This window comes from Streptomyces sp. NPDC050625, from assembly GCF_040654755.1.
In the GTDB taxonomy this organism is placed as follows: domain Bacteria; phylum Actinomycetota; class Actinomycetes; order Streptomycetales; family Streptomycetaceae; genus Streptomyces.
On sequence record NZ_JBFAIQ010000009.1, the window covers coordinates 237801 to 261912 of the forward strand.

Below are 24112 nucleotides of genomic sequence, written 5' to 3' on the forward strand. Positions count from 1 at the left end.
CTCCCGGAGGACGTTTTCAACTGGGCATTGCGCCCGTTACTGATCACGAACCGTGGATTTCAGTTTCAGTCGATCACCGTGCGGGTGCCACTCCTGATCGATCGCCCTGCGCGACGGCAGCGCGCGACAGGCCCGTGTTCCCTGGATTCCGGCTGGTTGGGCGTGCCTCGGAGATCACCCGTATGGCGGTCCACGCATGCAGGCCGGACATGCCGTTGAGTGGAGCAATCGCCGGTGCGCCGCGGCCCGGCACAGCACGCTGGCCTTTCTGCTGAGCTCGTGTCCGGGAGTTTGTGTGTACAGGCTGCGTCAGTCGGACCGTCGTGAGTCCCGGGCACAGACCGACCCCCGGGCACAGACGCCCGAGCCCGCGTGGCTGCGCCGGCTTCCGGTCCTCTACGTGGTGGGCGTCCTGGTGCTGGAGCCCATCACGCCCGTGCAGTGGCCGGTCAGTTTCGTGCTGATCGCACTGCCTCTGGTGGCCGCCTTCGCCCACGGACCCGCCGTCGTCGCCCTCACCACGGTGTTGGCCATCGTCTTCGAGGGAATCCTGGCCGGTACCCCGTGCTGCGCGGGCCGTGCGGTCGGATATCTGTGGGACCGGCACTATGTGGCGGCCTACATCTGCACCGCCCTGGTGGGCACCCTGGGAACGATCCTGGCCGCCCACCGGATCCGACGGGAGCGCACCCTGGCCGATGTGCGCTTCGTGGCCGAGATGGCGCAACGCGTCCTGCTCCGACCGGTTCCGCACCGGATCGGCGACCTGGTGCTGGAGAGCTTCTACCTCTCCGCCTCGGCGGAGGCACGGATCGGCGGTGACCTCTACGAGGCCGTGCCCACCGTGCACGGGGTGCGGCTGCTCATCGGCGACGTCCGCGGCAAGGGCCTGCTCGCGGTGGAGACCGCCGCCGCCCTGCTCGGCGCGTTCCGGGAGGCCGCGCACGACGAGCCCGATCTCCCCGCCCTGGTGGGCCGGGTGGAGACCAGTATGTCGCGCAGGGCAGAGCAGATCCCCGGGAGCGATGTGAGCGAACGGTTCGTCACCACCGTGTTCGCGGAGGTCCGCACCGACGAGCAGACCGTCCGCGTCGTCAACTGCGGCCATCCGCCGCCGCTGCTCATCCGTCCCGACGAGGTGCGCGAGCTGAACCTGGGGCGGTCCTCTCCGCCGCTGAACCTCGGCGTGCTCGTCGCGGAGCCCTACCACGTAGAGACGTACGCCTTCCGCCCCGGCGACCAGTTGCTGCTGTACACGGACGGGGTCACGGAGACCCGCGCCCCGGACGGCTCCTTCTACCCCCTCGTCGAGCGTGTCCGCGCCTGGGGTCCGCTATCGCCCCGGGACCTGCTGGAAAGGCTCCACCACGACCTGCTGGCCTACAGCCAGCACGGCCTGCACGACGACACCGCCGCGCTCACCGCGGGCCTCCTGCCCGACGAGGGCAATGGACTTGCTCCGGGAACACCTTCCGCGGCATGACCGCCCGCCCACCCCGACGAGTAGAACTGCGACTGCCACTGCGGCAGCGCGGCTTACAGCGCGAGCCGGCCGCGGGCGACGCCCTGGGGCGCCGGCCGCGGCCGGCCTCTGTGGGTCAGCCCTCGATGCGGTGCTGGGTCCAGAACGAGGTCAGGTCCGTGCTCGTGGCGGCCTGGGCGGCCGCCTTGAACTCCGCCGTGGTCGAGACGCCGTACCAGTGCGAAGTGGCGTAGTCCTTCAGGAGCTTGGTCATCGCGGTGTCGCCGAGGACGCGTCGCAGATCGTGCAGGGCGCACTTGCCGTAGCCGTAGACCACGGTGGAGTACCGGGACGAGTGGGCGTCCCAGTAGGCCATCGAGTTGGTGATCTTCTCGGCGGACGAGGCCCATGAGACGCTGTTCCAGCAGCTGGTGCCGGTCCTTCCCAGGGCCAGGTCGGTGGCGTAGTCGGTGAACGCCTCGTCGAGCCAAGGGCTGTTGTACTCGTCGTCACCGACGATGCCGTACCACCACTGGTGGCCGATCTCATGGGTGAGCGCCGTGGTGCTGACCAGGTCGAGGACGAACCCCGGGTACTCCATGCCGCCGAACCAGAAGTTGTTGTCGATCACGGCGTCCAGTTCGCCGTACGGGTAGGCGCCGAACCGTGACGCGTGGGCGTCCACGGCGGATTTGGCGGTGGTGAGCATCGACTGGGCGCTGGAGGAGCTGATGCCCGAGACCGAGTAGATGTTCACCGGGATGCCGGCCGTCGAGGTGCCGGAGATCTTGCTGAAGGGCCCGGCGGCCCAGGCGAAGTCCCGCACCTTGGTGGCGGTGGCCGTGGTGACCGTACGGCCGCTGGAGCCGGGGGTGTCGACCGAGGTGCCGGTCGCCGGCACGAGCAGGGTGCTGGGGTGGTCGAGGGTCACCTTGAAGTCGGCGGCCAGCGAGTAGAACGACTCGCCGTTGTTGGTGTACGGGTCGAGGTGCCAGCCGGCCCCGTCCTTGACCGCGAGGACGGGCAGGGCGTTGCCGATGAAGCTGAAGGCCCCGTCGTGGCCGAAGCGGTCGGCGCCGCTCGGGACGGTGATGCCGAGGTCGAACCCGATGGTGGCGGTCTGCCCCTGCGCCAGCGGCGACGACAGGTCGATCTTGAGAGCCGTGCAGGCGACGGAGAGGGCCCCCGCGGTACCGCCCGTGACATTGCTGACCGTGATCGGCGGGGCCGAGCAGGTGCCGTGGTAGTTGTCCCACAGCCTCAGGTACACCTCGCCGAGCGCGGTGGAGGAGGCGTTGGTGAAGGTCACGCTCTCATGGCCGGTCCACACCGTGCCGCCGGTGTCGCTGCTCAGGCTGACGGTGTACGAGGGTGCGGCCGGGGTCCGGGTGGAGTCGGCCGGAGGTGTCGAACCGCCGGAGGTGTCGAGGGCGATGTCGTCGAGGACGAAGCTCGTCTGGAGGCTGGAGTCCTCGGTGCCGGTGAAGGCGAGGTTCACGGTCTGGCCCGCGAACGCCGACACGTCGAACGACTTCTGCACGTAGCCGGTGTTCTTGTTGAGGTTCGAGTACGTCGCCAGTGTGGTGGAGCCGATCTTCGCCGTGAGCTTGTCGTACGCGGTCGACGAGGTCGTCTCGGCGGTGTCGATGTGCAGCCAGAAGGTGAGGGTGGCGGTGCTGCACCCGGAGGGGATCGTGACGCTCTGCGAGAGCGTGTCGGTGTGGGTGCTGCCGACGCCGTTCAGCCAGGCGAAACTGGTGCCGCCGTGGGCGGTCTGACCGCTGCGGCTGGTGATCACGCCGGACGAGGACGGGGTCCAGGGTGAACTCCCGCTCTCGAAGCCGCCGTTGGTGACCACCTGGGCCGGGGTGCAGTCGGCGGCGAGCGGGGCTGTGGGCGGTGCGGCGGCGGCCGGGGTGACGGGAAGCGACACGGCGGCCAGTGCGGCGACGGCCGCTGCGCCCATGGCGAGGGCCTTGTGGGGGGTCGGTCTCACACGAAACTCCTTTGCGGCGGCCGGGATTCCGGCCTGCTCGGTGGCCGCCCGCCCGGCTGGGGTGCGCCGGCGGAGGACCTCGGGTTTGCGCGTTTGGGTCGGACTGTTCGCTCGGGGAGTGTTCCACCGCGGCCCCAGGGGTCGGGGCAACGGCCGCCAAAAGCCTGACAGATTTGACCAGGACATGCCATCAGGATGTCAAAAGTGGTCGTGCCGCCCGGAGTCGACCGGAGTCAGGAAGTGCCGGCGGGCGTGGCGACGGCCGAGGGCCGCGTCCTCGACGGCTCGGCCCCCGCCGCGGTCGGTGTCACCGACGGGCCACGGGTGGGAGACGTCGAACGGCTCGGGGCACGGGTGTTGCCGGACCGCTGCGTGCTGCTGGGGTGAGGGCCGGCCGACTCCGGCAGCGAGGACTCGGAAGGTGACGCCGGATCGGAGGGTGACGCCGACGGGGTGGGCGGTGCCGTACGGCCGCTCGCGGGGGGCGGTGCGAGCGGCACCGCGGGCGACACGGGCGCTCCGGGTGCCGCCAGATGGAGTTGGAGCGCGATGAGTACGGCCACACCGCAGGACAGGCCGACTCCGGCCGCGGCGCGCAGCCGTCGGCGGCGGCTCGCGGCGCGGCGGATCGCCTCGTACCGGCCCGGGGGTGCGCCGAGGTAGTCGGACGGGGGCCGCAGGACGACCGCCAGCGGGTCGTCGGGTTCGAACTCCGGGCCCTCGTCAAGGCGTGTGGTCAAGGCTTCTCCTCAAGTGGGCGCGGAGCAGTTCTCGGGCCGCGTGGAGGTCGGCCTTGACGGTTCCTTCCTTGCGTCCGGTCAGCGCGGACACCTCCCGGATCGGCATGTCAGCGTAGTAGTGCAGCAGGATCGGGACGCGCAGTCGTTCCGGGAGCGACTGCACGAGCAGCCGTACCGAGGGGTCGGCCTGTTCGTCGTGGGGGCGGACGGCGGCCTCCGAGGTGGCGCGGTGCATGGCCCTGCGCTCGCGCTCCTGCTTGCGCCAGTGGTCCCGGACCAGGTTGGCGGCGGTGACGTAGAGGAAGCCGCGGGGCTCCTCCACGGTCGTCCAGCGGGCCCAGAGCCGGGTGAACGCCTCCGAGGCGACCTCGTGGGCCGTCTCGTCGTCGTCGACGAGCCGGCGGCACCAGCCGGCCAGGCGCGGATAGAGGGCGGCGAACAGCTCGGACGCTGCCCTGTCGCGGGACCGTTTCAACGCTCTCCATGGTCGTGTCGCATGCACAGGGAAGGATGCCGGACCGCGGCGTACGTTCCGCCGGCCCGGCATCCGTGCGGTCGGTCAGGGGTTCGTGGAGCTCAGCGCGGCGAAGACGATCACGTTGTCGAGATAGCCGTCGCCGGTGTGGGGACCGCCGCAGGTGATGACCCGCAGCTCCGGACGGCCGACGTCCCCGTAGACCTCGTCCGCCGGGAAGTCCGCCTTGGCCACCGTCCGTACGGCGCCGACGGTGAACTCCGCCGCCGTGCCGTTCTCCAGGCGCGCCACGATCCGGTCGCCGCGGTGCAGCCGCGCGAGGTGCCGGAAGACCCCGTCCCCGTAGGCGCCGACCGTCACATGGCCGAGGATGACCGACGGGCCGACCTGCCCCGGCGTCGGCGAGTGCCGGTACCAGCCCGCCCGGTCGTGCGCCGTGACGGGAGGTACCTGCACCGTGCCGTCCGGCTCCAGCCCCAGCCGGATGAGCGGGGTGTCGACCCCGATGGCCGGGATCCGCAGCCGGACCGGCGCCGACCGCCCGAGCGCCCGCACCTTCTTCGCCGAGGCCGAGGCTGGGGCTGGGGCCGGGGGAGGCGCCGGCGTGGACGCGGCGCGAGCGGTCGAGGCCCGGTGGGCCGCCGGGCCCGCGCAGCCGACGAGCAGCGAGGCGCTCGCCGCGGTGACGAAGGCGCGCCTGGAGAGCGGGGTCATGCCCCGGTCGCCCGCCGGCGGCGTACGACAAGGACCGCGCCGCCGCCCGCGAGGAGCACCGTGGCAGCGGCTCCGCCGATCAGGCCGCCCTCGGTTCCGGACCTGGAGGACGCCGCCCGCACTCCGGTGTCGGGTGCGCCCGAAGGCACCACGGAGACCTGGCTCGGCGCCGGCGTCGGCGCCGTGGTCGGCCGGGCACCCGTGCCCCGGGAGGGTTCGGCGCTGGGCCTCTCGGTGGGGGCGGCGCTCGACGCCCGGGTCGGCGCGGCTGAGGGGGTCGCGGTCGCCCCGTCGGCGAACGCGGGCACGGCGCTCGCCAGCACCGCCGTGCACGCAAGTGCCATGCCCTTGGGGACAGTTCGGCGCATCGAATCGCTCTCTTTCGTCGGCCCGCCCGGTGGCCGGGAGGCTGGGTGACAGATCGAGCGGAGAGACGAGGCAGCACAGGGGCAGGTTGCAAAGAGACGGCAAAGTCGCCGGAGGTCCTTGCCGGAGTCGTTGCCGGAGTCGTTGCCGGAGGTCGTTACGGGATCTCCTGCTCGGCCCAGATGACCTTGCCCCCGGCCGTGTAACGGGCACCCCAGCGATGGGCAAGCTGCGCCACCAGGAACAGGCCACGGCCGCCCTCGTCCATGCTCCGGGCGTGCCTCAGCCGCGGAGCGGTACTGCTGGCGTCCGCGACCTCCAGGGTCAGCCGGGAGTCGCGCAGCAGCCGCAGCCGAATGGGCGGCTCGGCATAGCGGATCGCGTTGGTGACCAGCTCGCTCACGATGAGTTCGGTGGTCATGGCCAGATCGCCGAAGCCCCAGGCCTCCACCTGCCCGGTCGCCCGCGCACGGACGTCACCGACGGCGGCCGGGTCCACGGGTACCTCCCACGAGACCACGTGGTCGGGCCCCAGGGTGTGGGTGCGCGCCAGGAGGAAGGCGATGTCGTCGGGTTGCGGCCCGGCCACCAGTTGCTCCACCCCGGATGCGCACAGGGCGCCGAGGTCGGAGGCGGGCCGGGCGAGCACCTCGGCGAGGCGGGCCATGCCGGACTCCATGTCGTGGTCCACGCCCTCGATGAGACCGTTGGTGTAGAGGCCGAAGAGGCTGTTCTCGGCGAGTTCGATCTCGCCGGCCTCGAACCCCAGCCCGCCCAGCCCGAGCGGCGGCCCGGCGGGGGGCTCCGGGAAGTCGACCCGCCCGTCGGGGGTGACGACCACCGGGGGCGGATGTCCCGCGCGGGCCATCGACAACCGCGCCGTGACCGGGTCGTACACGGCGTAGAGACAGGTCGCCCCGAGGAACGTGGTGCTGCTCCGGTCGGCCGCGTCGTCGCTCGTCTCCTCCTCGCTGAGCCGGAGCACGAGGTCGTCGAGATGGGCCAGCAGCTCGTCGGGGGGCAGTTCCATGTCGGCGAGGGTCTGCACCGCGGTGCGCAGCCGGCCCATGGCCGCCGCCGCGCTGATGCCGTGGCCGACCACATCACCGACGACGAGGCCCACCCGGGCGCCGGAGAGCGGGATCACGTCGAACCAGTCGCCGCCGACCCCGCCGGTCGCGTCCGCCGGCAGATAGTAGGAGGCCACCTCCAGCGCGGTGCCGCCGGTCAGAGCCTGGGGCAGCAGACTGCGCTGGAGGGTGAGCGCCGCCGTGTGTTCCCGGGTGTAGCGGCGGGCGTTGTCGACGCACAGCGCCGCGCGCGCCACCAGTTCGCGGGCCAGCAGGACGTCGTCGGGCTGGAACGAGACCGGATTGACCGAGCGGGCGAACGTGGTGAGGCCCAGGACGGTGTTCCGCGCCCGCATCGGCACGGAGATGAGGGAGTGCAGCCCGTACCTGCGCATGCGCTCGGCCCTGGCGGGCTGTTCGGTGATCCACCGTTCGTCGGCCGGGTCGAGGACCGGGATGAGGATGGGTTCGCCGTTGATGAGCAGGTCCACGCCGTACGGCGGGGGAAGGAAGTCCACCCTGTCCCCGACCCGCGCCACGGCCTCCGGGCAGCCCTCCCGGGCCGAGCTCAGTCCGGCTCGGCGCATCACCGGCCTGGTGGGGGCCGGTCCCGCGTCGGTGAGCCACGTTCCGTGGCCCTCACTGCTGAGGACGGATTCCAGGAGGTCGACGATGACGAAGTCCGCGAAGCGGGGCACGGCGAAGTCGGCGAGCTCCTGGGCCGTCCGCATCACGTCCAGCGTCCTGCCGATGCTGGTGCCGGCCTCGTTGACCATCGACAGGAGCCGGCGCACGTTCCACCGCTCGGTGACGTCCTGGACCATGTAGCAGATCCCGATGACGGAGTTGTCCGCGTCCACCAGGGGGAAGAACGAGGTGGAGTAGGCGTGTTGGCGACGCGGATCGGCCCAACTCCATCCCAGGTACTCGTAGTCGGTCACCGGCTCTCCGGTCGCCAGCACCTCGCTCATCAGCCCTTCGATGGCCTCCGCCTGGATTCCCGGCAGCAGCTCGGTCAGCCGGTGCCCCAGCCGCTGCTCGCGCGGCACACCGCCGAGGCGTTCCAGGGTGTCGTTCAGCCACAAGTAGCGCAGTTGCAGATCCATGACGGCCATACCGATGGGCGAGCGGGTCAGGAAGCCGTCGAGGACCGACTGGCCGACCGTCCACTGCCGCCGCTGCTCGCGGGCGGAGAGCAGGAAGCATTCGGTTCGGCCGATCCGGAAGGACGCGGACACCCTGAGGTCGACGTCGATCGCCTCGCCGTCGCGGTGCCGTACGGGGACGAGACCGCTCCACCCCATTCCGGAGCGGCAGCGCTCGACGACGCCGGCCAGACGTCCCGGGTCCGGGCGCGACACCAGCAGCGGCGCGGCGGAGCCGCCGACCACCTCCGAGGCGAGATGGCCGAGAAGGGCTTCGGCGCCCCGGGTCCAGCCGATCACGACGCCGTCCGCGTCGATCAGCGCCGCCGCGTCCGTGGACGCGTCGAGAAGATCGCGTGCTCCTGCGGACGTGGGCGTCTCCGAACCGTTTCGCGCAGAATCCATTGATCCCATCCTCTACAGGACCATGGTCCTGCTTGCGCGCCCGATCCGCACGGTCCGGCGGACGGCCGCGGGGCCCCGGACGCGCCGGCCGGACCCGGGCGGGCCGATCCCGGCCGATGGCACACGTACGGCGATTTCTGGGCGTGAAGGATCTTGGTGACCGGTGCGGTCACGGGCCTCGTCGGACCGCCGGGATCGTCCTCCATGGCCGCGTCGGGGCCGAGTTGAGCATGCACCGCCGCATCGACGGGTGCCGCGGCCGCCGGCCATCACCCGGCTTGACCTGCACATGCGGACCCGGCGTGGCTGGGCAGGCCGCGGAACCCCGAGGCAGCATGGAAGTACCGGGAGCCAGAACCCAGACGTGCGGCAACGCCGGCCCAGACGGTCTGTCCTGCCGACCGGTCGAGGAGGATCTGGGATGACAGCCGAATCCTTCAAACCCGACAATGACGTCTCGGGCCCCCAGACGGTCCGGCCGACGGGCCTGCTGGATGTGCTGAGCGTGGCCGCGATCGTCCTGGACACCGAGGGACGCATCGTGTTCTGGACCCCGCAGGCCCAGGAGCTCTTCGGCTACACCGCGGAAGAGGCCCTGGGCACGGAAGCGGCCCGGCTGCTGATCCGCCCGGAACACCTGCAGGCCGTGATGAGTCTGTTCGCGGAGGTGCTGGCCACCGGCCGGGCCTGGGCCGGCGCCTTCCCCATCCGGCACAAGGACGGCAGCACCCGCCTGATGGAGTTCCGCAACATGCGGCTGCTGGACGACCGCGGCGATGTCTACGCCCTCGGCATCGCGGCCGACCACACCCTTCTCCAGCGCGTGGAGACCGATCTGGCCCTGTGCGAGCGGCTGATCAACCAGTCTCCGATCGGCCTGGCCCTGCTCGACCCCGACCTGCACTATCTCCTGGTCAACCCGGCCCTGGAGCGGATCGACGGCATACCCGCCGAGGAGCACATCGGCCGCCATCTGAGAGAGACCCTGCCCTTCTCCGACGTCGACACCATCGAGTCCGCCCTGCGCCAGGTGCTCACCACCGGCACCCCGCTGCTCGACCAGTACCACGTGAGCCGGCCCCCGACCGACCCCGACCAAGATCACGCCTGGTCGCTCTCCTTCTACCGGCTGGAGGACCCCGGCGGACGCGTCCTGGGCGCGGCCGCCTCGGTCGTGGACGTCACGGAACGGCACCGCGCGGCCACCGAGGCGGACCGGGCCCGGCGCCGTCTGGCACTCATCGCGGACGCCTCCACCCGGGTCGGTACCACGCTGGAAGTGGAGCAGACCGCCCATGAACTGGCCGACATCGCGATTCCCGAGCTCGCCGACATCGTCGCCGTGGACGTGCTGGACTCCGCCCTGGCCTTCCGCCGCAGCAGCAGACCCGAGAACGGCCCGGAACTCTTCCGGGCACTGGCCCTGAAAGCCGCCCGCCCCACCGTGGCGCTCCAGGCCGCCGACCGTCCCGGCGACCTGGCCGCCTACGAGGGGGACCGTCTGGTCACCCTGTGCGTCCACTCCGGCAGACCGGTCCTGGTCCGTCATGTGGGCAGCGACGATCTACGGCGCATCGCCCGCTCCCCCGATGTCAGCGAGCTGCTGGCCCGGGCCGGACTCCACTCCTATCTCGCGGTGCCGCTGATCGCGCACGGCGAGGTCCTCGGCGCGCTGGACCTCAAACGCACCCTCAACCCGCTCCCGTTCGACCAGGACGACGTCGTCCTCGCCAGTGAGCTCGCGAGCCGCGCCGCGATGTCCATCGACAACGCCCGGTGGTTCCAGAGCGTGCGCAACACCGCCCTCACCCTCCAGCGCAGTCTGCTGCCCGACCATCCGCCGCACCACACCGGCCTGGAACTCGCCTCCCGCTATCAGCCCGCCCTGGCGACCAGCGAGGTCGGCGGCGACTGGTACGACGTGCTCCCCCTGGCCGGCGGCAAGACCGCGCTGGTCGTCGGGGACGTCATGGGCAACGGCATCGACGCCGCCGCCACCATGGGCCGGCTGCGCACCGCCACCTGCGCCTACGCGGACCTCGACCTGCCGCCGAACGCGGTGCTCCAGCACCTGGACAAGATCACCTGCGATCTGGAGCACTACATCGTCACCTGCCTCTACGCCGTCTACGACCCGCACACCAGGGAGTGCCACATCGCCAACGCCGGACACCTGCCGCCGGCGCTGGCCGGCCCCGGCCGTGACCCCGAACTGCTGGACCTGCCCGCCGGAGTGCCGCTCGGCGTCGGCGGCGTCTCCTTCGAGACCACGAAGGCGGATCTCGGCTCCGGCGATCTGCTGGTCCTGTACACCGACGGCCTGGTCGAAACCCGGCAGCACCCCATCGACGACCGCCTGAACGTCCTCCTCAGCTTCCTCGACGAGCCGCACCGGCCCCTGGAGGAGACCTGCGACCTCCTCCTGTACGGCCTGCGCCACCCCGACGACCACGACGACGTCGCCCTCCTCGTGGCCCGGACCCTGTAGGCGGTTCCGGGAGCCGGTGCTCAGGGAGAGATCGGGGAGGAAGGACGCCCGTCCCCGGTCCGGGCGGCCGTCCACAGAGCGATCTGCGTGCGTGATCGCAGGCCCAACTTGTCGCGGACCTTGTCCAGGTGGGTGGCCACGGTGCGCGCCGAAAGACCGAGCCGCTCCGCGATCTGCCGGTTGGTCAGTCCTTCGGCGACGAGTGCGGCCACCATGAACTCCCGTCCCGTGAGCGGGGACTGATCCTCCACCACTGCCGTGGCGTCCCTCGTCGTACGGTGGTCACCGCCCCTTTCCCGCAGTGCGTACGCGACGAGCCGGTCCCCGCGCAGCCCACGGCCACCGCTGACAGCCGCCTCCCGTGCGGCCGCCGACAACCGTGCCCTCGCCCGGTCCACCGTCTGCTCCACCTGACGTCGCCACGGGGTCTCCGGCTCGGTGTCCAGCCGGCGGCGTGCCCGCGTGCTCGCCTCGTACAGCCGCAGCGCCCGCTGCGGATCCCCGCTCTCGGCGGCCACGAGGGCCAGACCCTCAACGGGGTACAGCGCGTGGAAACTTCCCTCCGGGACGATCCTCAGCACTTCGGCGAACAGAGCCTCGGCACTCTCCAGCCGGCCCATGGCCAGCCGCACGGCGCCCGCGGTGTGCAGCGCGGCCGCGAGCCGACTCCAGGGTGCGCGTGCCCTGAGCACCGGCAGACACCGTGCCATGAGCGCATCCGCCTCGGCCTCCCCGCCCGCTCGGAGCAGCGCCCAGGCCAGGTGATGGGTGCACCAGGCGGTGTCGTGGGGCCTGCCGAGGGCGGTGACGACGTCCAGGCACTCGCGCAGGTCCGCGACGGCCTCGGCGAATTCACCGCGGCACAGCCGTGCCGCCGCCCTCGCGTCCAGGGCGTTGGCGAGACCGGCGGAGTCGCTGCGCAGGCGTTCCAGTTCCACCGCCTGCTCGCCCAGGCGCAGTGCCCGTACCGGGTCGGCCTGCTGGCAGGCCACGCGCGCGGCGAGCGCCGGCACCGCGCCGCCGAGCGCAAGCCCGTCAGCTTCCCGCAGCAGGCCGTCCAGCAGGGGGCGGGCGGCAGAGGGCTGCTCCTGCTGGTAGTGCACGCGGGCCAGTTCCAGCGCCAGCCACGGGTGCGAGGCGCGGTCGCCGCCAGGGCCGACTACGGCAAGGGCGGCAGCGAGGTTGTCACGTTCCGCGATGAGCGGACTGTCGGCCTGGTCGGCGAACACCTCGTCACCGACCCGGTCGGCCAGCCCGGTCAGCCATGCGAGGGCGCGTCGTCGCGTGGTGTGCAGCTCGCCGGATGCAAGCAGACGCTCCATGGCGTAGGCACGGATGGCGGCAAGCTGCCTGAACCGCGCAGGCCGGGCATCTCCCGGCAGACGTACGATCAGGGACTTCGCCTCCAGCGCGCAGATGATCCGCAGGATCTGCCGCGGCGCGAGGTCATCGCCGGAACAGACCTTCTCCGCCGCGGACGTGTCGAATCCGCCGACGAGAACCGCCAGCCTCCGGAAGACCGCCTGTTCCGCCGGTTCGAGCAGCAGGTGGCTCCAGTCGATCGTGGCGGCCAGTTCGTTGTGGCGCCGTGGGCCGGTCCTGCTTCCGTCGGTCAGCAGCGACAGCTGGTCGTCCAGTCCCGCGAGGATGTCACTCAGCGGAAGGGTGCCGACGCGGCGCGCCGCGAGCTCGATGGCGAGCGTCAGTCCGTCGAGTCGGCGGCATATCTCGGCGACGGTGGCACCATTGCCGCGCCGGAGCCTGAAGCCCGGCGAGCGGCTCGCGGCTCGTTCGACGAACAGACGTACGGCATCCGACCGTAAGAGGGCCGTCGGGTCGTCGTGCGTAGTGCCGGCCGGCGGAAGGGACAGCTCGTCGACCCGGAACACGGTCTCTCCGGGTACCCGCAGGGCCTCCCGGCTGGTGGCCAAGATCCGTAGCCGGGGGCAGCGGCCCAGCAGCGTTGCGGCCAGCCGGGCGCAGGGCTCCGCCAGATGCTCGCAGTTGTCCAGGACGAGCAGCCGGGACGCGTCGCCGATCGAGAGGACCAGGGCGTCGGCAGCGGATCGTCCCGCCCGTTCACCCACGGCCAGCACGGTGGCCACGGACTGCGCGAGCAGGGCGCCGTCGTGCAGGGAGTCGAGCTCGACCAGGTCCACCCGTCTGCCGCGGCGGCGCAGGCTCGTCACGAACTCCAGCGCCAGCCGTGTCTTGCCGACCCCGCCGGCACCGGTCAGGGTGAGCAGCCGCGAAGTCCTCAGCAGGGCGCGCAGGCGCGACAGCTCCTGCTGTCGGCCCACGAAGGAATCGAGCGCCAAGGGGCAGGACACTGCTCGGGGCGGGTGGGCCATCGGGGGCGGCAGCCGGCCCGGCGGGCTGCGCACGGTGGGAATCCCCGCGTGCCGCACGCTGTCTGAGTGCCCGTTGTCTGCATGCGTTGGAGCAGTAGCGGGCCGGGCGACCGCCGTGCGGTCCCGAGGTCAGCGCCGCGCCGCATAACTCACACGTTCGACTCCGGCTCATGCCCGTTTCCTGGCCGCGGGTTCCCGGGGTGAAACCACTGGGTCCCACGAGGTTTCGGGCACGGGCGTCCCACCGCGCACCCGCGGTGGCCGGGACCGTCAGGCCGGCCGACCACCGTTCATGAGTGCCCGTCAGGGGGTGGCGGCCGGATCGATCCCCAGGACGACGGTGCCGGTCACTCCCTGGCCGAGGTCGTTGCCCACCTGAGAGACGGTGAGCACGGTCGAGGAGCCGCCGTTGCGGTAGATGCCGTCCCGCGCGTTGAGCGTGCGAGTGGCCCTGTTGTTCCGGTAGGGGGTCAGGGCCGCGACCTTGGTGTTGTACGTCTCCGGGAAGTAGAGCTGGCCCGTGTGGGAGACATGCCCTCCGTGGTACGTCCCGTTGGACACGGTGCCGCCGACATGCGTCTTGACGTGGATGTGCAAGGCGCGGCCGACGTACCACCCGGGGTAGATCGTGGTGAACTCCGCAACACCGCTGGAGTCGGTCAGCTGCACGCCGCGCAGGAAGGTGGTGTCCGGGGTGGAGCCGCCGGCGACATATCCGGAGTAGACACCGAGAGCGTCGCAGTGCCAGATGTCGACGGCCGTGTTGGGCAGCGGGAAGCAGGTCGCGGTGTCCACCACCGTGACGCGGAGGGTGAGCGGCACCCCCGCCTTGCCCTCGGTGATGTTCTTGCGGACCGTCTCCAGGTTCAGGTAGTAGGGCCCCTCGGTCTGCTCGGGCGTGAGGACGCAGGCGGCGAGCCCGGCAGCGGGCCGGTCCGCAGTGCTCCGGTCGGTGGCCGCTGTCGCCTGGGCGGCCGTGAGGCCCAGGGCAGCCACGCCGAGGGTCGCACCGCCGAGGGTGGCGATGACGGACCTACGCGTGGCGCCGGCCGGCTCAGGCGTGTGCTCGGGTTCCGTCGTGTTGTCGTGGGGGGTGTCAGTCATGCTGTGACCATGGCGCGTGCGGCGGCTCGTGGGATCGATCGGATGACCGACGAATTGGCCGCGTTACGAAACTCGCCTTGGGAACAGTACGAAACTCACCGCGGGAACAAACCCGTCCGAGTGAACCGCGGGCCGTGCTGGTCCATTGGGGCGCCGGACATGACGGCGTGAGCAGTCAATACGACCATCTGCTGACATAGTGCGGCCATGGAGATCATGACCGTCGGCAGCCGAGGGTGAAGGTGTCGTTCACACCTCGCCGTACGGCCCTGGCCCTGGTCCTCACCGGTGCCGCGGGGATCGCCGGCGCGGTCGGCCTGGGTGGCGTACTCCCCCACACGGGCCACCGCACTCCCGCCGGCGGTCCTTCCGCCGTTTCCCCGGCAGCGGTCCCCTCCCCCGGTGCCAGGGGCATCGGCGACCCGCTCATGCCGCTCGACGGCAACGGCGGTTACGAGGTCCGCCACTACACACTCGACTTCGACTGGAGGGCACCGCGAACGCCCTTCGACGCGAGCGCCACCATCAGCGCCACCGCCACACAGGCCCTCTCCCGCTTCGACCTCGACTTCGCGGGCAACACGCTGCACACGGTCACCGTGGACGGCACACCGGCGGCCTTCGTCCGTGACGGCGACGAACTCGTCGTCACCCCCGCGAAGCCCATCGCGCACGGCAGAGCGTTCACGGTGCGCGTCGCCTACACAGCCGACCCGACACAACAACGCCACCGCGACGACGCGATCCAGGACTACGGCTGGATGCCCACGCCCGACGGCACCTTGATCTACGCCCAGCCCGACGGCGCCAAGATGGTCTTCCCGGCGAACGACCACCCGAGCCTGCGGGCGCGCATCACCTTCCGCATCACCACGCCGCCCGGCCTCGGCGCGGTGGCCAACGGCCGGCTCGTCGAGCGTGTCCGGCGGGCCGACGGACACATCCGGTGGACGTACGACTCCGAGCAGCCGGTCGCGGCGCAGCTGGTCCAGATGGCGATCGGGAGGTTCACGTTCGTCGACGGCACCGGCCCGCGCGGGCTGCCCGTCCGGGACGTGGTCCCCGGCGGGATGGTCGAAGACACCGCGGCGTACCGGTCCCTGACCCCCGAGCACCTCGCGTGGCTGGAACAGCGACTCGGGCCGTACCCGTTCGGCCGCTACGGCGTGCTCGTCGGCGACACCGACCTGCCGGTGGCGCTGGAGACGCAGTCGCTGTCCGTCGTACCCAGGGACAACCTGCTGGGTGACCGGGTCGACGCCGAGCGGGACCTCGTACACGAACTGACCCACCACTGGACGGGGGACAGCGTCGCCGTCCGGCGGTGGTCCGACCTGTGGCTGAGTGAGGGTCACGCCCGCTACTACGAACGCCTCTACTCCGACACGCACGGCGGCCCCGACTTCGAGTCCGCCATGCGGGCCGCGTACGAGCGGCACGACCAGTGGCGGCACGACGACGGAGCGCCCGCCGAACCCACCGGGCCGACCCTGTTCAGGAACATGCGCTACGACGGCTCGGCACTCGTGCTCTACGCCCTCCGGGAGAAGGTCGGGGAGCAGACCTTCGAGAGGATCGAGCGGTCCTGGGTGACGAGGTTCCGGGGGCGGGCCGCCGGAACCCGGGACTTCATCGCCCTGGCCTCCGAGGTCGCGGGCCATGACCTGGCCTCTTTCCTGACCCCGTGGCTGTACGGGGCGCACACCCCGCCCATGCCGGGGCACCCCGACTGGCGGGTGGACCCCGTTCAGGACTGACCGTCACGCCCTGGGTACGGCAGCCGACTTGGTGCCGCCGACCGGGTGGCCTCTGCCGGGCTGCTGGTCCACGCGGTTGACCCTCGGCGCGACGGGGCGTGCCGGGCACGGAATCGTACGAGGGGTGGCGTAAGGGGCAACTCCCTTGTCCTGGCCGCGTCCTGCCGCGACGAGCCTGGTTGGAGACACCTGCAATGAAGAAACGCTTCTCCCCCCGTGTCCCCAGTGCCGTCCGCAGGCACCGCCGGACGGCCCTCGTGACGGCGTCGGCGGCACTGATGGCCCCACTGCTGGCTCCGCTGCTGTCCGGCACGCCGGGCGGTGTGGCGGCCGACCGGCGGCTGGAGAACGACTTCACGGCTGCCGCGGACGAGTACGACGTGCCGCGGAGTGTGCTCATGGGCGTGTCCTATCTGCAGTCGCGCTGGGACTCCCACAGCGGCGCGCCGAGCGTCGGTGGCGGCTTCGGACCGATGCATCTGGTGGACACCCGGCTGGCCCAGAAGGCGGACCCGGCGGCGCAGCCGCGCGGCAGTGCCGTGGCCCTCGCGGGACCGTCCCCCTCCCAGGCGGCCAAACCCGGGGGCAAGCGAACCGGGCAGCCGTCCGACCTGCAGCAGGCCGCCCGTCTGACCGGGGAGGCGGAGGAGCGGCTGCGGAAGGACACCGCCGCCAATGTGCGCGGCGGTGCGGCGCTCCTGGCCGAGACGCAGCGGCGGCTCGGCAAGCCGCTCAGCGACAACCCGGCCGACTGGTGGGAGGCCGTGGCGCGCTTCCCCGGCCTGGACGACACCACCGAGGCGGCGACCTACGCCAACGACGTGTTCGGAGTGATCCACCAGGGAGCGCACCGCACCACCGACGCCGGACAGTCCGTCACCCTGCCCGCCAGCCCGGACGTTCACCCGCGCGCTCTGAAGAACGGCGCGGCACGCCCCAAGGAGGTCGAGTGCCCGGCCGAGCTGTCCTGCTCCTGGCTCAGCGCGCCGTACACGGAGATCGACGACGACGCGTACGGCAATCACGACCTGGGCGACCGGCCCAAGGACCAGAAGATCGAGTACATCGTCATCCACGACACCGAGGCGTCCCTGCGCTCCATGTTCCAGACCGTGCAGGACCCGACGGAGGCATCGTGGCACTACTCCATCCGCTCCAAGGACGGCCACGTCACACAGCACATCAGGACCAAGGACATGGCCTGGCACTCGGGCAGTCAGTTCGTCAACGCCCGCTCCATCGGCATCGAGCACGAGGGTTTCCTCACGCAGCCCGACACCTGGTACACCGAACAGATGTACCGGTCATCGGCCCGTCTGGTGCGCTATCTGGCCAAGAAGTACAGCGTACCGCTGGACCGGCAGCACATCTTCGGCCACGACAGCGTGCCGGCCCCGACGGCCGAGAGCATCCCCGACATGCATGAGGACCCGGGCCCCTTCTGGGACTGGCGGCACTACTTCGACCTGCTGGGCGCGCCTTTGCGGGCCACGGCCGGGCCGGACAGCCCCATGGTGACCGTGCTGCCGGACTACTCCACCTACAAGCCGCGCTACACGGGATGCGGCGGGCACGGTGTGCCGTGCGCTCCGCACGGTTCCAGCGCCGTCCGCCTCCACACCGAGCCGGCCGACAACGCCCCGCTGATCCAGGACCCGGGCCGGCGCCCGAACGGTGAGGACTCCACGGAGGACGTCAGTGACCTGGGTTCGCGGGTCTCCGCCGGCCAGACCTACGCCGTCGCCGAGCGCCGGGGCGACTGGACGGCGATCTGGTTCCTGGGCAAGAAGGCCTGGTTCAAGAACCCGAAGAAGTACCCCACGGCCGTCGGCGCGGCGGGCCGGATGGTGACTCCGAAGGAAGGCCTGAGCGAGGTGCCGGTGTACGGGCGCGCCCTCCCGGAGGAGGACGCCTACCCGGACGGGATCACGGAGCCGACCGAGTCACCGCTGCCGTACACCCTCGGCGAGGGACAGCGGTACGTGACGATGTCCCACACGACCGGTTCCTATATCGACAGGTCGACCTTCGAGTACACGCCGAGCCCGGTGGTGATGGGCCAGGAGATGTACTACGAGATCCAGTTCGGCTACCGGCTCGCCTACGTCCGGGCCAGTGACGTGGACGTGGTGGACGCACCGGCCCTGGCGGGCCCGCAGGGACAGGCAGGCGGCCACCCCCCGCGGTGACGGGCGGCGGCCGGGTCTCATCGGAACGTGAGCACCGGCCGGACGGAGCATCCGTCGAAGACGCCGTCACCCTCGGGGCCGTACACGAACTCGACCATGGAGGGGTTGCGGTTGGCCGTGGCCAGCGGCAGCCACCCCAGCAGATTGCCGTAACCACCGCAGACCGACTCGCCACCGTCCCCGCCGTGTATCGCCGTGGCATCGCTCGTCAGCTCCGCACGATAGGTGTCGTAGGCGATGCGCAGGCCGAACGCGTGCGGCTGCTCGTGCGGCCCGGTGCGGTCCCCGTACGGGATGCGGTCCAAGGGGCAGTCGTTCCCCCAGCGGAACAGGGTGTTTGCCCCGGCTCCGCAGGCGTGCTCCCACTCGTCGGAGCTCGGTATGCGCAGTCCGCGAGCCGCGAGGGCGGCCCCCACGCCGGCGGGCAGTTCGGTCAGCTCCTCGTCCAGGTCCTCGTCCAGGTCCTCGTCCTCGACCGCCATGAGCACCGTGGGCAGGACGGCGCCGCGGCGGGGGCTGAGCACCTCCGCGAGATGGGCCCGCAGATCGGGGCCGTAGCCGAATCCCTGCTCCACGCTCTCGTTGTAGTCGGCGATCTGCTCGGGCGTGGGACGCCAGGCCTCCAGGTCGAATCCCAGAGTCACCGGACCCCCGGGGACCAGCGCGAACTCCTGCCCGTCGCGCTCGATCCGGACACGGTGCAACGGGCCGCCCAGGTGCTCGACCGTCTCGACGGCGGTCACCCGGCCGTGCACCAGGCCGGCGGCCTCCTGGGCGAGGCGCCGTGCGGTCGACGGGTCGAAGGACCGCCATTGGTCGAGCGTGAGATCAGCAAGTGACATACGGCGCAGTGTGGCACGCGGGTCGGACAGTCGGCCGTCGGCCAAGGGCCTTCGATGTGGCAGCCCGCAGCCCCGCCCCTTTCGCATACTGAGCGACATGGCCACCTACGACACGCTCGGCGCCACGTATGCCCGGACTCGACGGCCGGATCCGAGGATCGCCGCCCAGATCCACACCGCACTCGGGAACACGACGGACGTGATCAATGTCGGAGCCGGCACCGGCTCGTACGAGCCGCCCAGAACCGTTCTCGCGGTCGAGCCCAGCCAGGTGATGCTCACCCAGCGTCCGCCGGGCTCCGCCCCCGCCGTGCAGGCGGTGGCGGAACGGCTCCCGCTGCGTGACGACGCGGCTGACGCCGTCATGGCGCTGCTGACCATCCATCACTGGGCCGACCTGACGGCCGGGATCACCGAGCTGCGCCGGGTCGCCCGCCGCCGCATCGTCGTCCTGACCTGGGATCAGGACGTCTTTCGCGAGCGGTTCTGGCTCGTACGGGAGTATCTGCCCGAGGCGGCCGCGCTCGACGACGCCCGCGCGGTGCCGATCGACCGGCTCGTCGAACTGCTCGGCGGGGCCCGCCAGGAGCCGGTCCCGGTCCCCCACGACTGCGTGGACGGGTTCGGCGCCGCATACTGGCGCCGCCCCCACGCCTACCTCGACCCTCAGGTGCGCGCCGGGATATCCATGTTCACCCAGGCCGGCGACGACCTGATCGCGCCCGGCCTGAACCGGCTCGCCCACGACCTGACGACCGGCCGCTGGCGCGCCCGGCACGCCGAACTGCTCGCCCTCGACAGCGTCGACGTCGGCTACCGGCTCCTGGTGGCGGACCTCTGACGGACCCGTTGTCAGTGCCCTCCCCTATGTTTCGATCATCGAAGGGCGCACCGCGGGGCGGTGGCGCCGGTGGGGTCGTGCACGGGAGGGACCGGTCGTGGCGGAGACGACGTATCTGGAGCTGTCCGAGGACGGCGGCGGGGCGCACAAGTTCTACGAGGTGACGGTCGACGGCACCGCGGTCACCGTGCGCTACGGCCGCATCGGCGCGTCCGGCCAGGTGCAGTCGTCGACGTTCGCGACACCTGCCAAAGCGCAGGCGGCCGCGGCGAAGAAGATCGACCAGAAGGTCCGCAAGGGATACGCGGCGGCCGTGCGCGGTCAGCGTGCGCCCCGTTCCGTGACTCGGCGCCAGGTCGGCTCCGCGCCCTCGACGGCGCGCGCCACGGCGCCGGTGCTGTGGCGCTTCCGCACCGGTTCGGCCGCGTTCGGCATCCATGTCGACGAGGACCGTGTCTGGGTGGGCAACCAGGCGGGCGACGTCTACAACCTGGGCCACCACGGCGAGGTGATGGCCCGCTACCTGCTCCCGGACGGTGTGAAGTGCCTGGTCGCGGACGACTTCTGGATCTACGCGGGCTGCGACGACGGCCGGGTGTACGACCTGTCCTCGAAGCTGCCGTTCGCCGCGTACGAGATCGCCGCGAACGTCGACATCTTCTGGCTGGACATCCACGAAGGAGTGCTGAACGTCTCGGACGCGGCGGGCGGGCTCACCGTGATCGACCACGAGGACGAACACCAGTGGTCCCGGCGGTCGTCCGGCGGAATGGCTTGGATGGTGCGGGCCGATGAACACGCCGTGTACCACGGACACGGCCAGGGCGTGACGGCCTACGCCCCGGACGGGGGCGGCGAGTTGTGGCACACCGACACACGCGGGGGTGTGCTGTTCGGCTGGCAGGAGGCGACGTCGGTCTACGCGGGCACGGACCGTCATGTGGTGCAGCGCCTGTCGAAGGCCACCGGACGGGTCGAGGGCGTCTACACCTGTGACGCCGTGGTGTACTCGTGCGCCACCGCCCCGGGCGGCCGCTATGTCTTCGCGGGCGACAACTCCTCGTCCGTGTACTGCTTCGACGCGTCGGGCACCCGGCTGTGGAAGCTGCGCACGGGAAACGGCTCGGCCCTGTCGATGCAGTACTTCGACGAGCGGCTGTATCTGGTGACCACCGACGGGTCGCTGGTGTGCGTGGACACGTCGGAGGCGGCCATCGCGGCCGCCCAGCAGGGCTCGGTGCCCGTCGCCGTCGATGTGAAGTCGGCCGCCGCCCTGCCCACCTACAACCCGGCGACGTCGGTGTCCGCTCTGGCGACCGTCAGCACGCCACCCGCGGGCGGGGTCGTCGTCGAGTGCGTCGATCAGGGCGGGCGACTGCGGGTCCACGTGGTGTCCGAGGGCTTCGAGCCCGGCTGGAACGTGCAGTTCCCGCGGGAGATACGGCAGGCGGGGGCGCGCTATGTGGTCGATGCCGTCCACGCCGCGGCGGGCGGTTTCTACCGTGTACGGGGCGAGATCCGCCGCGTGCGGTGAGCCGACGCACCGCCTGCCACCGGGCGAGCGCCCGTCACGACGGTCGGCCGTACGGGTTCCTCCGTACGGGTTCGTTCCCCCGTTCGGGTCCGAGTGGGCCACGGCACCGACGGTGAACCGTCGCCGCCGATCACGCTTGGACGGTGCCGGCAGGTTCGGCACGTCCCGTGACGAAGGAGAACAAGGATGGCGATCGATACGGTTGAACGATTCCTGGCCGCCCTGAGCCCACACGACCGGGAACTCGTCCAGCAGCAGCCGCGCGCGGAGCAGGTGAGGCTCGCCGACGCCTGGGAGCGGGAGCTCGCCGAGGACACAGACCTCGACACGCTGAGCGAGCTGTCTCCCCCCGCGGCCGAGAGCGAGGCCGCGGCCCGGGTCCTCAAAGGCCGCTTCGAGTAGGTGACATCACCGTTCTCGTCGAGGACGAGGACCGCACCGGAACATCGGCGAGCCGCCGATCGTCGACAGGAGGGAGAAAGAGGACAGGAGGGGAAATCAGGCCCGGCTGCGCACCCCTCCTGATAGTTTCTACAAGACTGTAGAGAATCACGACCGTATGGAGTTCGCATGGCCCTGTGGGACCGCGTCAAGGAATCCGCATCTCAGATGCAGACCCAGCTGGTGGCGAAGAAGAACGACCTGAAGAGCGGCGCCTTCCGCGACGCGAGCATGGCGATGTGCGCGCTGGTCGCCGCGGCCGACGGCACCGTGGACCCCTCCGAGCGGCAGCGTGTGGCTCAACTGATCGCCACCAACGAGGTTCTGCAGAACTTCCCGGCCGACGACCTGCGCCGCAGGTTCGAGGACAACCTCGACAAGCTGATGGCCGACTTCGCGTTCGGCAAGGTGAGCGTGTTGCAGGAGGTCGCCAAGGCGAAGAAGAAGCCTGCCGAGGCCCGTGCCGTGATCCAGATCGGCATCGTCATCGGCGGCGCCGACGGCAACTTCGACAAGGACGAGCAGGCGATCGTCCGCGAGGCCTGTTTCGCCCTCGGACTGCCGCCGCACGAGTTCGACCTCTGACCGGCACGAGCCCGCCCCGGCCGACGGGGTGGGCTCACAGGGGTGTCGCGGCGTGCAGGATGAAGAACATCGTCACGGCGGAGTTGGCCGACGACATCGCCGATACGGCGGCACCCGCGGCCGCGCACCACGCCGCCAGCCCCACCGAGGTGAATACCGAGGGCCAGCGGCGCACGGCCGGCGCGGGGCCGAGCAGGGCCGCCACCCGGCGCGGTACCGGCCCGGTGGCGGCGAGACCGGCCAGGGTGGCCGACGGGGCACCGGGAGAGACGAGCGCCGCCTTGCCGATCGCGCGGGCCACGGTCCGGCGGCTGCCGACCCTGCGAGCCGCCTCCTCGTCCGCCCACCGCTCCGCCGTGTACGACACCGCCGTACGCAACGGCCGCAGGAACGGGTTGGCCTGCGCGGCGAGCTGGACGGCGAGCAGATGACGGTGGTGACGCTCCGCGAGATGGGCGCGTTCATGGGCGAACAGGGCCCGGCGCTCGGCCGGTTCGAGGCAGGACAGCAGCGCCGTGGTCACCACGACCCGGTCCCGGCGGCCGCCGGGCAGCGCATACGCGTACGGCACCTGGTCGGGCAGGACAGCGACCTCCGTGGCCGGCAGCCCGGCGAGCGCGCGGTGCGCACGGCGGCGCACGCGCCGGTGCCGCCACAGACTCCGGCCGCAGACCGCGACCACCGCACAGAGCGCGGGGATCGCCACCCGGCCGGCGACCTCGTCGTACGGAACCGCGTCACGCACCTCCGGATCCGACCAGCCGTCGGGCAGCGGGTTGCCGGGCAGTTGGGCCGTGCCCACCACCATCACCAGGCCGAGACAGACCGTGCTGCACGCCGCCATCACCGCGGCCACCCCGGTGAGCAGCCGTGTCGCGGTGCGTGGATGCAGGTGTTGTTCGGCCAGGCGTGCGATCGGCCAGGCCGTCAGCGGGAGGATCAGCGGCAGAAAGACGAACACTCCCATCAGGATTCAGCCGTCCCTCTCCGTCTCGGCGTGGCCGAGCAGTTCGCGCAGCAGCCGCTCGTCGTCCGGGCCGAGACCGGTGACGAAGCTCGCCAGCACGGCCTCACGGTCGCTCTCGGCGTCCAGCACCTTGCGCATCTTCCGGGCGGCGAGGCCCGCCTGGTCCGACGCGGGCGTCCAGGCGAAGGACCGGCCCGCCCGCTCCCGGGTGACCGCTCCCTTCGCCAGCAGCCGGGTCAGGATCGTGATCACCGTCGTATAGGCGAGGTCTTCGCCCAGGCGCTCCTGCACCCAGCCCGCAGTCGCCGGGCCGTCCGCCTCCCGCAGCGCCGACAGGACCATCGCCTCCAGCTCGCCCTGCCCCCGCCGCCGGGCACGCCGCTGGTGATCCGTCACGCCCTGACTCCCTTCCGCCCTGCCCGTTTCCCGGACGGCCATCGTATGTCGGCCGGGGCGGCCTCCGACTTCGCGGCGAACGCCGGACGGACGCTAGGGCCTGTCCGGCGGATCATGCCGGAGTCGCGGGGCATGGAACGCCCATCTGCGGCGTTGTCGTCGGTTGCCGACGCTCCGCGTCGACGCCCTCCTCCGCCTTGCAGCTGGACGCACCATGCCCCGCTCACCTGCGCTGATGAGGCAC

Annotated in this window: 19 protein-coding genes; 8 read left to right on the forward strand and 11 right to left on the reverse strand. The window is 71.4% G+C overall.

The genetic code is table 11. The features are described from left to right. Positions 1-295: 295 nt before the first annotated feature. Complete coding sequence (locus AB0I54_RS22925) at positions 296-1483, forward strand: PP2C family protein-serine/threonine phosphatase (protein ID WP_363297945.1); 1188 nt, start codon at positions 296-298, stop codon at positions 1481-1483. Positions 1484-1598: 115 nt separating this feature from the next. On the opposite strand, the gene AB0I54_RS22930 is transcribed toward AB0I54_RS22925, so the two are convergent. The 6 genes from AB0I54_RS22930 to AB0I54_RS22955 all read right to left on the reverse strand — a co-directional run bounded on the left by AB0I54_RS22930 (position 1599) and on the right by AB0I54_RS22955 (position 8373). Further along, positions 1599-3458, reverse strand: a complete 1860-nt coding sequence (locus AB0I54_RS22930) for a M1 family aminopeptidase (RefSeq protein WP_363297946.1) — start codon at positions 3456-3458, stop codon at positions 1599-1601. 233 nt (positions 3459-3691) lie between these two features. Then, positions 3692-4198, reverse strand: a complete 507-nt coding sequence (locus tag AB0I54_RS22935; RefSeq protein WP_363297947.1) for a hypothetical protein — start codon at positions 4196-4198, stop codon at positions 3692-3694. Then, positions 4182-4673 carry an RNA polymerase sigma factor gene (locus tag AB0I54_RS22940; protein ID WP_363297948.1) on the reverse strand — a complete coding sequence of 164 codons (492 nt, stop codon included), beginning with the start codon at positions 4671-4673 and terminating at the stop codon, positions 4182-4184. The genes AB0I54_RS22935 and AB0I54_RS22940 overlap by 17 nt, the downstream gene beginning before the upstream one ends. Before the next feature lie 84 nt (positions 4674-4757). Then, positions 4758-5387 (reverse strand): class F sortase, encoded by a 630-nt coding sequence (locus tag AB0I54_RS22945; RefSeq protein ID WP_363297949.1) that lies wholly within the window; start codon positions 5385-5387, stop codon positions 4758-4760. Continuing rightward, complete coding sequence (locus AB0I54_RS22950) at positions 5384-5755, reverse strand: sortase-dependent protein (RefSeq protein WP_363297950.1); 372 nt, start codon at positions 5753-5755, stop codon at positions 5384-5386. Before AB0I54_RS22950 ends, AB0I54_RS22945 begins: the two co-directional genes overlap by 4 nt. Positions 5756-5910: 155 nt before the next feature. Continuing rightward, the gene (locus tag AB0I54_RS22955; protein WP_363297951.1) at positions 5911-8373 is read right to left on the reverse strand and encodes a SpoIIE family protein phosphatase; all 2463 of its coding nucleotides are present in this window, start codon (positions 8371-8373) and stop codon (positions 5911-5913) included. Positions 8374-8794: 421 nt separating this feature from the next. On the opposite strand from AB0I54_RS22955, the gene AB0I54_RS22960 reads away from it, so the two are divergent. Beyond that, the gene (locus AB0I54_RS22960; RefSeq protein ID WP_363297952.1) at positions 8795-10861 is read left to right on the forward strand and encodes a SpoIIE family protein phosphatase; all 2067 of its coding nucleotides are present in this window, start codon (positions 8795-8797) and stop codon (positions 10859-10861) included. A gap of 20 nt (positions 10862-10881) precedes the next feature. Here the strand turns inward: AB0I54_RS22960 and AB0I54_RS22965 are convergent, their stop codons facing one another. Both AB0I54_RS22965 and AB0I54_RS22970 read right to left on the reverse strand, forming a co-directional pair. Further along, positions 10882-13245, reverse strand: a complete 2364-nt coding sequence (locus AB0I54_RS22965) for a tetratricopeptide repeat protein (RefSeq protein WP_363297953.1) — start codon at positions 13243-13245, stop codon at positions 10882-10884. Positions 13246-13515: 270 nt separating this feature from the next. Then, on the reverse strand, positions 13516-14316 hold the full coding sequence (locus tag AB0I54_RS22970) for an intradiol ring-cleavage dioxygenase (RefSeq protein WP_363297954.1): 801 nt from the start codon (positions 14314-14316) through the stop codon (positions 13516-13518). Between the two features lie 242 nt (positions 14317-14558). Between AB0I54_RS22970 and AB0I54_RS22975 the strand changes: the two genes are divergently transcribed. Then, positions 14559-16073 carry a M1 family metallopeptidase gene (locus AB0I54_RS22975; protein WP_363297955.1) on the forward strand — a complete coding sequence of 505 codons (1515 nt, stop codon included), beginning with the start codon at positions 14559-14561 and terminating at the stop codon, positions 16071-16073. Between the two features lie 194 nt (positions 16074-16267). Beyond that, on the forward strand, positions 16268-18262 hold the full coding sequence (locus AB0I54_RS22980) for a peptidoglycan recognition family protein (RefSeq protein WP_363297956.1): 1995 nt from the start codon (positions 16268-16270) through the stop codon (positions 18260-18262). A gap of 17 nt (positions 18263-18279) precedes the next feature. Here AB0I54_RS22980 and AB0I54_RS22985 read toward each other — a convergent pair whose 3' ends face one another. Next, positions 18280-19104, reverse strand: a complete 825-nt coding sequence (locus AB0I54_RS22985; RefSeq protein WP_363297957.1) for a hypothetical protein — start codon at positions 19102-19104, stop codon at positions 18280-18282. A 97-nt stretch (positions 19105-19201) separates the two neighbouring features. Here AB0I54_RS22985 and AB0I54_RS22990 point away from each other — a divergent pair, with 97 nt between their 5' ends. The 4 genes from AB0I54_RS22990 to AB0I54_RS23005 all read left to right on the forward strand — a co-directional run bounded on the left by AB0I54_RS22990 (position 19202) and on the right by AB0I54_RS23005 (position 22505). Continuing rightward, the gene (locus tag AB0I54_RS22990; RefSeq protein ID WP_363297958.1) at positions 19202-19945 is read left to right on the forward strand and encodes a methyltransferase domain-containing protein; all 744 of its coding nucleotides are present in this window, start codon (positions 19202-19204) and stop codon (positions 19943-19945) included. 97 nt (positions 19946-20042) lie between these two features. Next, positions 20043-21479, forward strand: a complete 1437-nt coding sequence (locus AB0I54_RS22995) for a WGR domain-containing protein (protein WP_363297959.1) — start codon at positions 20043-20045, stop codon at positions 21477-21479. 186 nt (positions 21480-21665) lie between these two features. Further along, positions 21666-21881 carry a hypothetical protein gene (locus tag AB0I54_RS23000; protein WP_363297960.1) on the forward strand — a complete coding sequence of 72 codons (216 nt, stop codon included), beginning with the start codon at positions 21666-21668 and terminating at the stop codon, positions 21879-21881. Between the two features lie 168 nt (positions 21882-22049). Then, positions 22050-22505 (forward strand): TerB family tellurite resistance protein, encoded by a 456-nt coding sequence (locus AB0I54_RS23005; RefSeq protein WP_363297961.1) that lies wholly within the window; start codon positions 22050-22052, stop codon positions 22503-22505. A gap of 34 nt (positions 22506-22539) precedes the next feature. Here AB0I54_RS23005 and AB0I54_RS23010 read toward each other — a convergent pair whose 3' ends face one another. Continuing rightward, entirely contained in the window at positions 22540-23472 is a 933-nt protein-coding gene (locus AB0I54_RS23010; RefSeq protein ID WP_363297962.1) for a M56 family metallopeptidase, read from the reverse strand. A gap of 6 nt (positions 23473-23478) precedes the next feature. Further along, a complete protein-coding gene (locus AB0I54_RS23015) occupies positions 23479-23868 on the reverse strand; it encodes a BlaI/MecI/CopY family transcriptional regulator (protein WP_363297963.1) in 390 nt (129 codons plus the stop codon). Positions 23869-24112 lie beyond the last annotated feature (244 nt).

Coding starts and splice junctions, on each gene's coding strand:
- AB0I54_RS22970 (WP_363297954.1), bottom strand. CDS start 14,316: ATGACTGACACCCCCCACGACAACACGACGGAACCCGAGCACACGCCT.
- AB0I54_RS23000 (WP_363297960.1), top strand. CDS start 21,666: ATGGCGATCGATACGGTTGAACGATTCCTGGCCGCCCTGAGCCCACAC.
- AB0I54_RS22990 (WP_363297958.1), top strand. CDS start 19,202: ATGGCCACCTACGACACGCTCGGCGCCACGTATGCCCGGACTCGACGG.
- AB0I54_RS22960 (WP_363297952.1), top strand. CDS start 8,795: ATGACAGCCGAATCCTTCAAACCCGACAATGACGTCTCGGGCCCCCAG.
- AB0I54_RS22980 (WP_363297956.1), top strand. CDS start 16,268: ATGAAGAAACGCTTCTCCCCCCGTGTCCCCAGTGCCGTCCGCAGGCAC.
- AB0I54_RS22985 (WP_363297957.1), bottom strand. CDS start 19,104: ATGTCACTTGCTGATCTCACGCTCGACCAATGGCGGTCCTTCGACCCG.
- AB0I54_RS22945 (WP_363297949.1), bottom strand. CDS start 5,387: ATGACCCCGCTCTCCAGGCGCGCCTTCGTCACCGCGGCGAGCGCCTCG.
- AB0I54_RS22955 (WP_363297951.1), bottom strand. CDS start 8,373: ATGGATTCTGCGCGAAACGGTTCGGAGACGCCCACGTCCGCAGGAGCA.
- AB0I54_RS22950 (WP_363297950.1), bottom strand. CDS start 5,755: ATGCGCCGAACTGTCCCCAAGGGCATGGCACTTGCGTGCACGGCGGTG.
- AB0I54_RS23010 (WP_363297962.1), bottom strand. CDS start 23,472: ATGGGAGTGTTCGTCTTTCTGCCGCTGATCCTCCCGCTGACGGCCTGG.
- AB0I54_RS23005 (WP_363297961.1), top strand. CDS start 22,050: ATGGCCCTGTGGGACCGCGTCAAGGAATCCGCATCTCAGATGCAGACC.